The sequence below is a fragment of the Kitasatospora sp. NPDC058046 genome (genome assembly GCF_042885595.1).
Classification (GTDB): Bacteria; Actinomycetota; Actinomycetes; order Streptomycetales; family Streptomycetaceae; genus Kitasatospora.
This window is the reverse complement of the sequence record NZ_JBHVRS010000014.1, coordinates 22,664-35,964: the sequence shown is the minus strand read 5'-3', so window position 1 is coordinate 35,964 and position 13,301 is coordinate 22,664. Positions and strand designations below refer to the sequence as shown.

Below are 13,301 nucleotides of genomic sequence, written 5' to 3'. Positions count from 1 at the left end.
TCCGGAACGTACAAAAATCGAAGGCCGCCCTCCGCGGAGCGGAGGACGGCCTTCGTGTCAACATGGGGTGGTGGAGATGCCGGGAATCGAACCCGGGTCCAGTGGAGTTAATTCAGGGCTTCTCCGAGCGCAGTCCGCTGTGATTTTCTCGGCCCTGGCGGTCACACGGACAAGCCGCCAACAGGCCCAGCTGCTGTTTGATTTCCCATCCGCCCTCGCAGCCCGGGCGGACGGTTGAGTTCCCTAGATTATGCCAGGGTCCGGGTCGGGAACTCCCCGGTCTGACACCCAAGCGCTATCGGTGCTTATTAGGCAGCGAGAGCGAACTGCTGGGAATCGCGCTTAGAGTTGGCGATTATTTTTTTGCGACACGTGGTTAACGAGATCATTGCCGCGTTCCTCGGCTCGCTTCCCCTGTTTCAACATCCCCTGTCGAAACCGATCATCCCCATGTTTTGTTGAGAAACAGCTCGGACGGTCATCGTCCGTGTTGCTTGCGCCATAGTACGCGAGGCGACGGGCGAGGGTCCAGCGGATTAACCCTGGCGTCGGCGGGCCGCCGCCACCGCACGGGCCGTCTCGCGGGTGTCCTGCTTCTCGCGCAGCGTCTGGCGCTTGTCGTAGAGCTTCTTGCCGACCGCGAGCGCCAGTTCGAGCTTCACCCGGCCGTCCTTGAAGTACAGCGAGAGCGGGACCAGGGTGTGGCCCGCGTCGCGGACCTTGCTCTCGATCTTGTGGATCTCCATCCTGTGCAGCAGCAGCTTGCGCTTGCGCCGGGCCGCGTGGTTGGTCCACGTCCCCTGGGTGTACTCGGGGATGAAGACGTTGTCGATCCACGCCTCGTGGTTCTGGATGTACGCGTAGCCGTCGACCAGGTTGGCCCGCCCCTCGCGCAGCGACTTGACCTCGGTTCCGGTGAGGACGAGGCCGCACTCGTAGGTGTCGAGGATCGTGTACTCGTGTCGCGCCTTCTTGTTCTGCGCGATCAGCTTCTGTCCGGTTTCCTTTGCCATAACGCGGCCATTCTCGCACTTCGAGGCCGGATCGGGCAGCTGCTTTAGGCGCGGGTGCCCAGCCCCGAGAGGACCCGCAGGGCGAGCTCGTCGGCCTCCTCGCCCGAGCCGGCCGGGACGTCGGGGGTGAGGCCGGTGCCGTCCGGGGAGCGGCCCGCCGGGGTGTAGTAGCGGCCGACGGTCAGCTCCAGCACGGCGCCGTCGGCGAGCCGGCTGGGCTGCTGGACGGTGCCCTTGCCGAAGGTCCGCGAGCCCACCACCACGGCGCGGCTGCGGTCCTGGAGGGCTCCGGCCAGCAGTTCGGCGGCGCTCATCGTGCCGCCGTCCACCAGCAGCACCAGCGGGGTGCGCTGGTCGCCGCCGGGCGGGGCGGTCAACTCCCTGGTCTCGCCGCGCTCCTGGTACGAGCCGACCGTTCCGCCGTCCAGGAAGATCCCGGCGGTGCCGGCCGCCTCGTCGACCAACCCGCCCGAGTTGCCGCGCAGATCGAGCACCACGCCGGCGTGCGGGGCGCGCAGCGCGGCGCGCACCTGGTCGGCCACGCCGCTGGTGAAGCCGCGCACGGTCACCCGCAGCACGCCCTTGCCCAGCTGCTCCGCGGTGACCTGCCGGCTGTCCAGCAGCACGCGCCGCAGCCGCAGTTCGCGCTCCTCCCCCTCGCCGCGCCGGACCGCCAGGGTGACCTCGGAGCCGGCCCGGCGCTCCTCGCCCTGGCCGCGCAGCCGCGCGACCACCTCGGTGACCGGCAGGTGGTCGGCCTGGTCCTGGCCGATCCGTACGAGCCGGTCGCCGGGGGCGATGCCGGCCGCGGCGGCCGGGCCGCCGGGCGCGACCTGGGAGACCTCGGTGACGCCGTCCTGGCCGCGGCCGACCGAGAGGCCGACGCCCGGGTACCGGCCGTCCAGGCCCTGGCTGAACTCCGCGTACTCCTGGGCGCTGTAGTACGCGCCCCAGCGGTCGCCGCCGGCCGCCAGCAGGTGCTCGGCCTGCTGCTCGGACAGGGCGGCGCCGGCCGGGTCCGCCGGGAGCCCGCCGGTGGCCCGGGCGGTGTCGGCGGACGGGCTGTGCGCCGGCCCGCCCGGGTCGCCCCAGGCGCCGGTGGCCGCGCCGGCCAGCAGCACGGCGCCGAACACCAGGCTGAGCGCGGCCACCTGGCGGGCCCTGCGCGGAGTTTGCAGCATGGACCGGAGTGTAGACACCGCTCCGAGCGGGACGAACCGGAACGACGGGCCCCGGAACGCCGACGGCCCCGGACGGCGCAGTGCCGTCCGGGGCCGTCGGGGCGTCCGGGAATCAGACCTTGAGGTACTTGCGCAGCGTGAAGAACGCCGCCACACCGGCCATGCCCATACCCACCACGATCAGCAGCGGTATCACCGCCAGCACCGAGCCGAGGCCGATGAAGTGGATGAACTGCACCCGGTCGGCCAGCCAGTTCTGGACGAAGAAGTGCCCGCCGATCAGCAGTCCGGAGGCCATCATCGCGCCCAGCAGCGCCGAGAAGGCCGCCTCGGCGATGAACGGCATCTGGACGTAGAAGTTCGACGCACCGACCAGGCGCATGATCCCGGTTTCACGCCGTCGGCTGTACGCCGACACCCGGACGGTGTTGACGATCAGCAGCAGCGCGACGAACAGCATCAGCACCATGATCACGAAGGCCGCCGTCTGGAGGCCGTTCAGCAGGCCGAACAGGTTCTCCAGGATCTTCCGCTGGTCCTCGACCGACTTGACGCCGGGCTTGCCGGCGAAGGCGCTCTGGATCACGTCGTACTTGGTCGGGTCGTTGAGCTTGACCCGCCAGGACTGCGGCATGGCGTCCGCGCCCAGGACGGAGATGAGCGGGTTGTCCGGGTTCATCTCCTTCCAGTGCTTGTACGCGTCGGCGGAGCTCTCGTAGGTGGACGACTGGACCACCGAGGTCATCTTGTCCAGCTGGTCCTTGATGTCCTGGACCTGCTGGTCGGTGGCCGCACCCTTGTCGCACTGGGGCGAGTTCCGGGCGTCCGCCTTGGTGCAGAAGTAGATGCTCACCTCGACCTTGTCGTACCAGTACCCCTTCATGGAGTTCACCTGGTCGCGGACCAGGAGCGAGGAACCGGCGAGGGCGAGGGAGAGCGCGACACTGACCACGACCGCGATGGTCATGGTCAGGTTGCGTCGGAGACCCACACCGATCTCCGACAGGACGAACTGGGCACGCATGCGGGAAACAACTCCAGGGTCGGTACTGCTCCGGGACTGGCGGTTCGGGCCGGCGGCCCTACGGGTCAGCGCTGGTCGGTCAGTGCTGGTACCCGTAGACGCCGCGGGCCTGGTCGCGGACGAGCAGCCCCTTGTCGAGCTCGATGACGCGCTTGCGCATCTGGTCGACGATGGCCTGGTCGTGGGTGGCCATCAGCACCGTGGTGCCGGTGCGGTTGATGCGGTCGAGCAGCTTCATGATGCCGACCGAGTTCTGCGGGTCGAGGTTGCCGGTGGGCTCGTCCGCGATAAGCAGCATCGGACGGTTCACGAAGGCCCGGGCGATCGCCACGCGCTGCTGCTCACCACCGGACAGCTCGCCCGGCATGCGGTCCTCCTTGCCGCCGAGGCCGACCAGCTCCAGCACCTCGGGCACCACCTTGTTGATGGCGCTCTTGGGCTTGCCGATCACCTCCAGCGCGAAGGCGACGTTCTGCGCGACCGTCTTGTTCGGCAGCAGGCGGAAGTCCTGGAAGACGGTGCCCAGCTGGCGGCGCATGTGCGGCACCTTCCAGTTGGACAGCTTGCCGAGGTCCTTGCCCAGCACGTGCACCGCCCCCGTGGTGGGGCGCTCCTCGCGCAGGCACAGGCGCAGGAAGGTGGACTTGCCCGAGCCGGACGAGCCGACCAGGAAGACGAACTCACCCTTCTCGATCTCCAGCGAGACGTTGTCCAGGGCGGGACGGTTCTGCTTGGGATAGGTCTTGGAGACGTTGTCGAATCTGATCACGGCTGCATCACGGAGGCCATCCTAGGCGGCGCCAGTCCTTGGGTCGGTCCGCCCCTGGGGCCCGGCCCGGGGGCGGTCGAAGGGAGCGCGGAGGGCCGCTCCCGGACTCGGACCATACGCGAATCGGCATCCGGCCCGCAGGGGCCGCCCGCGACAACGCCCGCCCCTTGGGGGAGAATGTCCGTTTATGCCCCGAATATCGGGGGCCATCTCGCAGCCCGGGAGCCGGAACCGCCGGAACCTGGCAGAGTGGAGGGGGCGACCGCGTCACGGCCGCTCCCCCGTACAGGGCAGCACATGGAACCAAAGCCCCGTCCGGCGCGTTGGCTGTAGCAGCGAGGAGGAGATCGCATGACCTGCGACCATCTGGTGTGCGCCAACTGCAACGGCCGCGTCAGCGACGGGCGTTGCCCGGTGTGCCGGGCCAACCGGGCCCGGATCCAGGAGCAGCAGAGCCCGTTCGCCGCACTCTCCCCCGCGATGCTGCTGGCCCTGCTGGCCGGGCTGCTCGCGGTGGCGCTGATCGCGCGGCAGGCTCTGGCCTGACAACCCACGAGACGTACGACGAAGGCCCCCGACCACTGCGGTCGGGGGCCTTCGTCGTCTGCCGCTACTCGGCGCTGGTCTCGCGCTGCTTGCGCCAGCGGATCCCGGCCTCGATGAAGCCGTCGATGTCGCCGTCCAGCACGGCCTGCGGGTTGCCGGCCTCGTACGCGGTGCGGACGTCCTTCACCATCTGGTACGGGTGCAGCACGTAGGAGCGCATCTGGTTGCCCCAGGAGCTGCCGCTGTCCTTGAGCGCGTCCATCGCCGCCTTCTCCTCCTGGCGGCGCCGCTCCAGCAGCTTGGCCTGGAGGACGTTCATCGCGGACGCCTTGTTCTGGATCTGCGAGCGCTCGTTCTGGCAGGAGACCACGATGCCGGTCGGGATGTGCGTGATGCGCACCGCCGAGTCGGTGGTGTTGACGCCCTGGCCGCCGGGGCCGGAGGCGCGGTAGACGTCCACCCGGAGCTCGCCCTCGTCGATGTCGACGTGGTCGGACTGCTCGACGACGGGGAGCACCTCGACACCGGCGAAGGAGGTCTGCCGGCGGCCCTGGTTGTCGAACGGCGAGATGCGGACCAGGCGGTGGGTGCCCTGCTCGACCGAGAGGGTGCCGTAGGCGTACGGGGCCTTCACGGTGAAGGTCGCGGACTTGATGCCGGCCTCTTCGGCGTACGAGGTGTCGTACACCTCGGTGGGGTACCCGTGCCGCTCGGCCCAGCGCAGGTACATGCGCATGAGCTGCTCGGCGAAGTCGGCGGCGTCCACGCCACCGGCCTCGGCACGGATGTTGATCAGCGCCTCGCGGGCGTCGTACTCGCCGGACAGGAGGGTACGGACCTCCAGCTCCTCGACCGCCTTCTGGAGGGCGACGAGCTCGTTCTCGGCCTCGGTGCGGGTGTCCGCGTCGTCCTCGGCCTCGGCGAGCTCGAACAGCACGCCCAGGTCGTCGATACGGCTGCGCAGGCCCTCGACCCGGCGCAGTTCGCCCTGGAGGAAGGAGAGCCGGCTGGTCACCTTCTGCGCGTTCGCGACGTCGTCCCACAGGGTGGGGGCGGCTGCCTCCTCCTCCAGGACCGCGATGTCGGCCCGGATCTTGTCCAGGTCGATGACGGCCTCGATCGACCCCATGGTCGTATCGAGGTTCTTGAGCTCTTCGGAAGGATCGACGGCTGCCACGCCCCCAGGGTAATGGTTCCGGGAGTGGTCATGACGACACCCCCGGTCCCCCCGGCGTCACGACGGCGGCCACGGCCCCGGCTACGGCGCCCGCGGGGCCGTGCCGGACACCGCCGGACGGGTCGGGTGGCCGCCGTCCGGGACGGTGGCCGCGAAGGCCGTCCAGGCCGCGGCGGCGCCCGCCAGCAGCAGCACGGTGGCGATCAGCACGGCCAGCAGCCGGCGGCGGCGCAGCAGCGCCTGGCGGTCCCGGCGGTGGCCCGGGGCGGCGCGCTGGGCGCGGGACTCGAGCGCGTACGCGGCCAGCTCGTCGGCCGACGGGCGGCGCAGGCTGGTGTGGGTGTCCCGGGTGGAGTCCGGGGCGGCGCCGGGCACCAGCGGGACGGCCGGGCCGCGGCGGCGCTTGTGGATGCCGGGGCCGGCGTCGATCTCGGCGTAGACGGCCTCGCCGGGGGTCAGCTGCTCCTCGGCCGGGGCCCGGCCCTGGCCGGGCACGGCGAGCACCGGCAGGCCGGCCAGCGAGGGCAGCTGCTCGCGCAGCCGCGAGGCCAGCTCGGCGGCGCGCAGCCGGGAGGCCGGGGCCTTGGCCAGGCACTCGGAGATGATCCGCCACAGCCCGTCCGGCAGGCCGGGGATCGGCGGGACCTGCTCGGTGACGTGCCGGCGCAGCACCGCGCCGGTGTGGCCGCCGCCGAACGGGGTGAAGCCGGCCAGCAGCTCGTACAGCACGGTGGCGAGGGCGTAGATGTCGACGGCGGCGCGCGGCTCCAGGCCCTCGATGATCTCGGGGGCGAGGTAGTCCGGGGTGCCGATGATCCGGGTGGCCCGGGTGCGGCGCGGGGCGTCGACCAGGCGGGCCACCCCGAAGTCGGTGAGCTTGGCGCGCGGGGCGCCGCCGGGGCCGGGGGCGGCGGCGAGGTCGAGCAGGACGTTCTCCGGCTTGACGTCGCGGTGGACGATCCCGGCCGCGTGCGCGGCGGCCAGGCCGTCGGCGACGTCGGCGATGACCGAGGCGGCGGTCTGCGGCGGCAGCGCGCCGTCCCGCTCCAGCCGGGAGCGCAGGTCGGTGCCCTGGACCAGCTCCATCACCAGGGCGAGGTCGCTGCCGTCCACCACCATGTCGCGCACGCCGACCACCCGGGGGTGGTCGAGGCTGGTCAGCGCGGTGCGCTCCTGGACGAAGCGGCCGACCAGCACCTGGTCGGCGGCGAGGTCCTCGCGCAGCAGCTTGACCGCCACCGGGCCGTCGGGCCCTTCACCGAGCCAGACCGTCCCGGCCGAACCCCGGCCGATCACCTGGTGGACGGTGTACCGGCTGCCGATCTTGCGTGCCAATGCTGCTCCGTGGGCGGCGCGGGAGCGCTCCGGGGGTCCGGCGCGCTCGGTGGGGCGGGACAACAGCGACCAACCTACGCGCCCGGAGGGCCTGCGGGGGCCGCCCGAAGGGCCCGGAGCGGGAGTCCCGGCCGAGAAATCTCGATAATTGTCGACATAGCGTCAATGTGGCCGCCCGGGCGGGCCGGAGGCCGGAACGCCGTCCGGACCCGGACCGGTTCCGGCTCCGGATCGGCTCCGGCCTCGGGCGGCGCTACTTGCCGAAGAGGCTGTTCGCCCAGTCGCGCGCCGAGTCGAACCAGCCCACGACGTTGTCCCAGTAGTGCGGCAGCGGCGTGAAGTTCCACAGCGCCACCCCGGCCACGGCCAGCACCAGCAGCACCATCAGACAGCCCTTGAAGCAGCCGAGCCCCGGGATGTACATCCGGTTGCGGCTGCGCGGGCGCGGCTCGCGGGCCGGCCCGGGCTCGCGGCGGGCCGGGGCCGGCGGCTCCTCGCGGCGCTGCGGCGGGGCCTCCCGGTACTGCGGCGCGGGCGGCTCGGCCCGGCGCGGCACCGGGGTGGGCGCGGGCGGCGGCGGGTAGCCGCCCTGCGACTGGCCGTACCCGCCCGGGGCCTGCCGGTAGCCGCCGGGCGGCTGCGGACGGCCGCCCTGGCCCCGCTGGCCGCCCTGGCTTCCCTGGCCGGCCTGGCCCGCCTGGTAGGGCGGCGGGGCCACCGGCGGGCGCTGGGCGTAGCCGGGCGGGGGCGGGGCCTGGCGGTAGCCGCCGGGCTGCTGCCCGCCGGGGCGCCCGCCCGGGGCGCCCTGGCCCGGCCGGTGTCCCTGGCCGCCGTGGCCGCCCGGTCCGGCCGGGCCCCCCTGCCCGGCCTGGTAGGGCTGCGGGGCGACCTGCGGCTGCGGGAGGTCCTCGTAGTCCTCCGGGCCGAAGTAGCCGACCTGGGTCTGCTGGTTGCGGTCCCGCGCCGCGCGCAGCTGGGTCTGCCACGGGTGCGGCGCCTCCTCCTGCGGCGGCCCGGCGGGCGGGGGCGGCGGCACGGCGGCGGGCGGCATCACCCGGGTGCGGTCCGGGGCGCCCTGCGGGGGCGGCGGCTGGGTGCCCATCACCGCGGTCGCCGCGGCCGGGTCGTACTGCCCGCTGGTCGGCGGCAGCACCTGGGTGTGGTCCTCGGCGCCGGGGGCCGTACCGGGGACCATGAAGCCCGGGGCCAGGGCGCCCGGCACCATCGCGGGCGGCAGCGGCGGCACGCTGCCGGGGACGGCGGTCGGCTGCGGGTCCGGCAGCAGCAGGGCGCCGACCGCCAGCGCCTCGTCCACCGCCGCCGGGGAGGCGTGCACGCCGACCCCGGCCGCGACCACCCGCAGCGCGTGCGCCAGCGAGGTGGCACCGGGCCGCTGGGCCGGGTCCTTGCGCAGGCAGCGCTCGATCACCGTCCAGAGCGGCTCGGGCATGGTGCTGGGCCGCTGCGGCTCCTGGGCCAGGTGGGCCTGGAGCACGGCGAGGGCGCTGTCGCCCTGGAACGGCTGGCGGCCGGTGACCAGCTCGTACAGCATGATCCCGGCGCCGTACACGTCCACCGCGGAGGTCTGCGGACGGCCCTCGGCGGACTCCGGCGCGACGTAGGCGGGGGTGCCGACGAACTCGTGGGTGCGGGTGACGCCCGGGGAGTCGGCGAGCCGGGCGATGCCGAAGTCGGTCAGCAGCGGGTGCATCCGCTCGACGCCGTCCACCACGGTGGAGGCGAGCATCACGTTGGCCGGCTTGAGGTCGCGGTGGACGATCCCGTCCGCGTGGCTGGCCGCCAGCGCGTCCGCGACCTGGGCCATCAGCAGGGCGCCGGCGATCGGGCTGAACGGGCCGTTGGCGCGCAGGTAGCGGGCCAGGTCGGGGCCGTCCACCAGGTCCATCACCAGGGCCAGCAGCTCGCCCTCGACGACCAGGTCGCGGACCCGGACGATGTTGGGGTGGGTCAGCCGCAGCAGCAGGGAGCGCTCTCGCAGGAAGCGCATCACCACGTCGGGGTCGGCGGCCAGCTCCTCGCGCAGCACCTTGATCGCCACCCGCTGCCCGGGCGGGCAGCCCGGCACCTGGACGTCCTCGCGCACCACGCCGCGCCAGACGGTGCCGGTCGCACCCCGCCCGAGGGTCTCATCCAGCAGATACTTGCTGCCGACTGGCCGCACCTGTCGCACTCCTCGCCGTGCCGCCCGCGCGGGGCGCTCCTCCGCCGGTGCGGTGAGCCTGCCGGGCCCGTGTCTGCGGCCACTCTAACGGTGACCGTACGGGTTTTTGAGGTGGTCGGTAGGCCATCCGCACGGTCTGGGGAAGGGTTGGGGGAGATCCCCTAGGGAAGGTCCCGGGCACCCCGCGAGAGGACCGTCGACCTGACTCTCCGTCGCCCCGGTCACGGCCACGATCGCAAGATCGTCAAATCCGGTACGGTGCGCGGACCGTCCACGACGGATGGCAGGATGGACACTCGCCACTCGTGTGGCCCAACGGTGCCCTTGGCACCGGGCAGCGGCACCAGGCTTCACATCAGCAGAAGGGACCCGCGGGCGAGATGCAGATCCGGCTGACCGTCCTCCGACCGCGCAGCGGCCCGTCCGCCGCCGGCTCCGCCATTCCCTACGTGGACGTGCTGGTGACCGCGCCCGTCGGCACCGCACTCGGCGCCATCGCGGGCGCGCTCGCGGGTGCCGTGGGCGTGCGCGGGCCGCGGGCCGCCACCCACGTACACCTGTACGCCGGGGCGCACCGGGTCGACGAGCACACCCTGCTCGGCCACCCCCCGCTGCTCGACGGCGCCGTCCTCAGCCTGAACGAGCCCGACCCGACCGCCGACGACCCCGACGACGCCCCCGCCGCCGCCGAACTGCGGGTGGTCGGCGGCCCCGACGCCGGCGGCGTGCACCGGCTGCACGGCCGGGAGATCCGGATCGGCCGTTCCGCCGAGGCCGACGTCCCGCTCGACGACCCGGACGTCTCCCGGCTGCACCTCTCCCTGCACCTCGCCGAGGACGGCCGGATCTCCGTACGCGACCTCGGCTCCACCAACGGCACCGCCCTGGACGGCCGGCTCGTCCCGCCCGTCCCGCCGGAGGCCGCCGTCCCGCTGGAGCCCGGCGCCGTGCTGCGGATCGGCGAGTCCACCCTCCAGGTGACCGCCCCCGACCCGGCCGAGGCCGCCGGAGCCGTCCGCGCCGCCCTGCCGGACGGCCACGGCCACCTCCAGCTCGCCGCCCCCGGGCCGGTCCGGCCCGCACCGCCCGTGGTCGAGCCGCCCGCCGCCCCCGAACCCGCGCCCGGCCGCGGCCGCGGCCTCTTCTCCCTGCTGCCCGGCCGCGCCGCCGAACCGCCCGGTCAGGAGAGCGCCGAGCGCCACCACGCCGCGGTCCGGCTGCGCCAGACCGCCGCCCAGCGCGAACGCTGGCCCGACCTCGCCACCCTGCTGCTCAACGCCGTCGGCCCCGGCCCCCGGCTCTGGGAGCGCGGCCCCGGCCACCCCGACGCGCTCACCCTGCGGCTCGGCACCGCCGACCGCCCCGGCGGCCCCGGCACCACGCCCGGCACCATGCTGCCCGCCGTCCCGGTCACCCTCGACCTGCAGACCGCCGGCAGCCTCGGCCTCAGCGGCCCGCGCGAGCGCCTGGACGCGCTCACCCGCGCCGTCGTCGCCCAGCTCGCCGCGCTGCACCCGCCGACCGGGCTGAGCCTGGTCGTGGTCGACGCCGACCCGGCCCGCGCCGCCGAGGACCGCGTCGACACCTGGGCCTGGGCCCTGTGGCTGCCCCACCTGCGCCCGGTCGACGGCCAGGACTGCCGGCTGCTGATCGGCCTCGACGACGAACAGGCCACCGCCCGGCTGACCGAGCTCACCGCCCGGCTCAGCGGCCCCAGCGGCCTCGGCGGCCACCCCGCCACCGTGGTCGTGGTCGACGGCCGCCCGGCCACCGAGGCCGCCCGGCAGGCGCTCGACCTGCTGCTGCGCCAGGGCCCGGCGGTCGGCATCTTCCCGATCTGCCTCGCCGAGCAGCCCGAACTGCTCCCCCGGGGCCTCGGCGCCACCGCCCTGATCACCGGCGAGGTCGGCACCCAGCTGTCGCTGTCCCGGCCGGTCGCCCGCGGCCGGGAGACCCTCCACGAGGTCTCGCTGGACGCCGTCTCGGACGCCTGGGCCGAACGGCTGGCCCGGGTCCTCGCCCCGCTGCGCGAGGCCACCCCGGCCGCCCGCGGCCCGCTGCCCGACGTGCTGCGGCTGCTCGACCTGCTGCAGCTCGACACCGTCACCCCGGCCAAGCTGTCCGCCCGCTGGGACGCCCACGCCGGCGGCATCGGCGCCGCCACCGCCCTGCTCGGCACCACCCGGGACGAGCTCTGCACGCTCGACCTCGCCGACCCCGAACTCACCGTCCCCTCCCCCGACCCGGGCGGCCCGCACCTGCTGATCGGCGGCGCCCGCGGCTCCGGCAAGACCGAGCTGCTGCGCACCCTGGTCGCCTCGCTCGCCGTCTCCGAGCGGCCCGGGCGGCTCGCCGTCACGATCATCGAGGGCCGGGCCACCGCGGACGGCCAGGACGGACTGGACGGCTGCACCGAGCTGCCCCACGTCAGCGGCCGGGTGAACGCCGCCGCCGACCCGCGCGCAGCGCTGCTCGCGGCCGAGGCGCTGGAGGACGAACTCACCCTGCGGGAACGGCTGTTCGACGGGCTGGACTTCGCCTCCTGGCATGCCGCCCGCATCCTGGACGCGCAGAGCCTGGACGGGCCGGAAGCGGACGCCGAGCACCCCAAGGTCCCGGTGCCCGCCGCCGTCGGCGGCGGAGCGGCCACCACGCCCCGGATCATCCCGCCGCGCAGCGCGGAGGGCCCCCGCCCGACCGGCCCCGCCGCTCCCCCCGCCCGGCTGGTCGTCGTCGTCGACGACTACGACGCCCTGCTCTCCCCCACCTCCGCCGCCGGCCGCCCGCTCGCCCGCGCGCTGGCCGCCGTCGCCCGCCGCGGCGGACCGCTCGGCGTCCACCTCGCCGTCGCCACCGGCCGCCCGGAGGAGAGCGCCGGCACCGAGGTGGACGAGGCCGCGCTGCTGCGGATCGCCCTGCGCACCGAGGACCCGGCCGACTCCGACCTGCTGATCCACCTCGGCGACGCGGCCGCCCTGCCCGAGGACACCCCCGGCCGCGGCTACCTCCGCCTCCCGGACGGCGGCGTCACCGCCTTCCAGACCGCCCGGATCAGCGGCCGCATCCCGCGCACCGCCACCCTGCGGCCCACCGTCGTCGCGATAGACCCGCTCCAGCTCGGCGCCCCGCCGGCCCGCCGGCCCGTCCGTGAACTCGGCAACGGCCCCACCGACCTCGCCCTCCTCGCCAGCGCCCTCCAACGCGCCGCCGCCCGCTGACCCCTCCGGGGCCACCTCGCCTCGCACCCCGTTGCCGCTTCGGCCGACCCGAAGCGGCAACGGCATCAGGCACCACTCCCCGCACAGGAAGTCGTCAGATCGACTTCCTGTGCGGGGAGAGCCACAACCGCCGCGCTCCTCGCCGCAGGTCGCCCGCCCGCCAGGACGACAAGGCCCAGGCGGGCCCGACCGAGAAGGGCCGGGCCGCCGGAACCGCCGCCGAGCAGCGCTCACTTCACCCCGCCGTCCGGCGCCGCTCCTGCGCGGGAAGTCGGCCGGGCCGACTTCTCGCGCTTACGGGTGGGTTGCGCGGGCGCGGCAGCGGGTGAGGGCGTAGGTGATGCGGCGGTCGGAGGGGAGCGTGGTGGCGAGGAGTTCGCCGGCCGTGACGAGGGTGGTCCAGTAGAGGGCGGGGTCGCCGGTGCGGGGAAGGGGATGCGCGGCGGCGAGGGAGAGGTACGCGGAGATGAGGTTGCCGGTGGTGAACCAGCGTTGGAGGCCGTGGTGGTGGCCCGGTCGGATGCCGCCCATGGCGTCGATGGCGACGAGGAAGTGTTCGACGACGGCGAGTTCGGTGTCGGTGAGCGACTTGGGGACGTCGAAGACGCCGAGGGCTTCGAGGAGTTCGCCGGTGTCGGTCTCGGTGTCGGGGCGGGGGTCGGCGAGGAGGGCGTCGTAGCACTCGGCCAGGCGGCGGGTGGTTTCGGCGTGGGGGATGTCGAGGGCGAGGCAGACGGCGCGCGCGACGGGCAGGGGCGGGTGGCCGAGGCGGGCCAGGAGGGCGTAGGTCGCGGCCGGGGTGGCCCCACGGGAGAGGGTGTGCCGGGCGAGGGTGACGAGGTTCATGGAAGAAGCG

General features: G+C 74.1%; 10 protein-coding genes and 1 other RNA gene. 2 read left to right on the top strand and 9 right to left on the bottom strand.

Annotation, left to right across the window (positions count from 1 at the left end):
* Positions 1–68 precede the first annotated feature (68 nt).
* The 5 genes from ssrA to ftsE all read right to left on the bottom strand — a co-directional run bounded on the left by ssrA (position 69) and on the right by ftsE (position 3,987).
* Positions 69–450, bottom strand: a transfer-messenger RNA (tmRNA) gene (gene ssrA, locus ACFVU7_RS26035).
* Between the two features lie 86 nt (positions 451–536).
* Positions 537–1,013, bottom strand: coding sequence for an SsrA-binding protein SmpB (gene smpB / locus ACFVU7_RS26030; RefSeq protein ID WP_049653438.1), 477 nt, complete (start codon positions 1,011–1,013; stop codon positions 537–539).
* A gap of 44 nt (positions 1,014–1,057) precedes the next feature.
* Complete coding sequence (locus tag ACFVU7_RS26025; RefSeq protein ID WP_388047392.1) at positions 1,058–2,194, bottom strand: S41 family peptidase; 1,137 nt, start codon at positions 2,192–2,194, stop codon at positions 1,058–1,060.
* A gap of 112 nt (positions 2,195–2,306) precedes the next feature.
* Positions 2,307–3,218 carry a permease-like cell division protein FtsX gene (gene ftsX / locus ACFVU7_RS26020; protein WP_049653435.1) on the bottom strand — a complete coding sequence of 304 codons (912 nt, stop codon included), beginning with the start codon at positions 3,216–3,218 and terminating at the stop codon, positions 2,307–2,309.
* 79 nt (positions 3,219–3,297) lie between these two features.
* Positions 3,298–3,987 carry a cell division ATP-binding protein FtsE gene (gene ftsE, locus ACFVU7_RS26015; RefSeq protein WP_049653434.1) on the bottom strand — a complete coding sequence of 230 codons (690 nt, stop codon included), beginning with the start codon at positions 3,985–3,987 and terminating at the stop codon, positions 3,298–3,300.
* 351 nt (positions 3,988–4,338) lie between these two features.
* On the opposite strand from ftsE, the gene ACFVU7_RS26010 reads away from it, so the two are divergent.
* Entirely contained in the window at positions 4,339–4,533 is a 195-nt protein-coding gene (locus tag ACFVU7_RS26010) for a hypothetical protein (protein ID WP_049653432.1), read from the top strand.
* Positions 4,534–4,597: 64 nt separating this feature from the next.
* Here ACFVU7_RS26010 and prfB read toward each other — a convergent pair whose 3' ends face one another.
* The 3 genes from prfB to ACFVU7_RS25995 all read right to left on the bottom strand — a co-directional run bounded on the left by prfB (position 4,598) and on the right by ACFVU7_RS25995 (position 9,227).
* Positions 4,598–5,710, bottom strand: a complete 1,113-nt coding sequence (gene prfB / locus ACFVU7_RS26005) for a peptide chain release factor 2 (protein WP_049653430.1) — start codon at positions 5,708–5,710, stop codon at positions 4,598–4,600.
* A gap of 81 nt (positions 5,711–5,791) precedes the next feature.
* On the bottom strand, positions 5,792–7,045 hold the full coding sequence (locus tag ACFVU7_RS26000) for a serine/threonine-protein kinase (RefSeq protein ID WP_380780301.1): 1,254 nt from the start codon (positions 7,043–7,045) through the stop codon (positions 5,792–5,794).
* Between the two features lie 253 nt (positions 7,046–7,298).
* On the bottom strand, positions 7,299–9,227 hold the full coding sequence (locus ACFVU7_RS25995) for a protein kinase (RefSeq protein ID WP_388047390.1): 1,929 nt from the start codon (positions 9,225–9,227) through the stop codon (positions 7,299–7,301).
* A 380-nt stretch (positions 9,228–9,607) separates the two neighbouring features.
* On the opposite strand from ACFVU7_RS25995, the gene ACFVU7_RS25990 reads away from it, so the two are divergent.
* A complete protein-coding gene (locus ACFVU7_RS25990; RefSeq protein WP_388047389.1) occupies positions 9,608–12,445 on the top strand; it encodes an FHA domain-containing protein in 2,838 nt (945 codons plus the stop codon).
* Between the two features lie 294 nt (positions 12,446–12,739).
* On the opposite strand, the gene ACFVU7_RS25985 is transcribed toward ACFVU7_RS25990, so the two are convergent.
* Entirely contained in the window at positions 12,740–13,291 is a 552-nt protein-coding gene (locus ACFVU7_RS25985; protein WP_049650826.1) for a hypothetical protein, read from the bottom strand.
* Positions 13,292–13,301 lie beyond the last annotated feature (10 nt).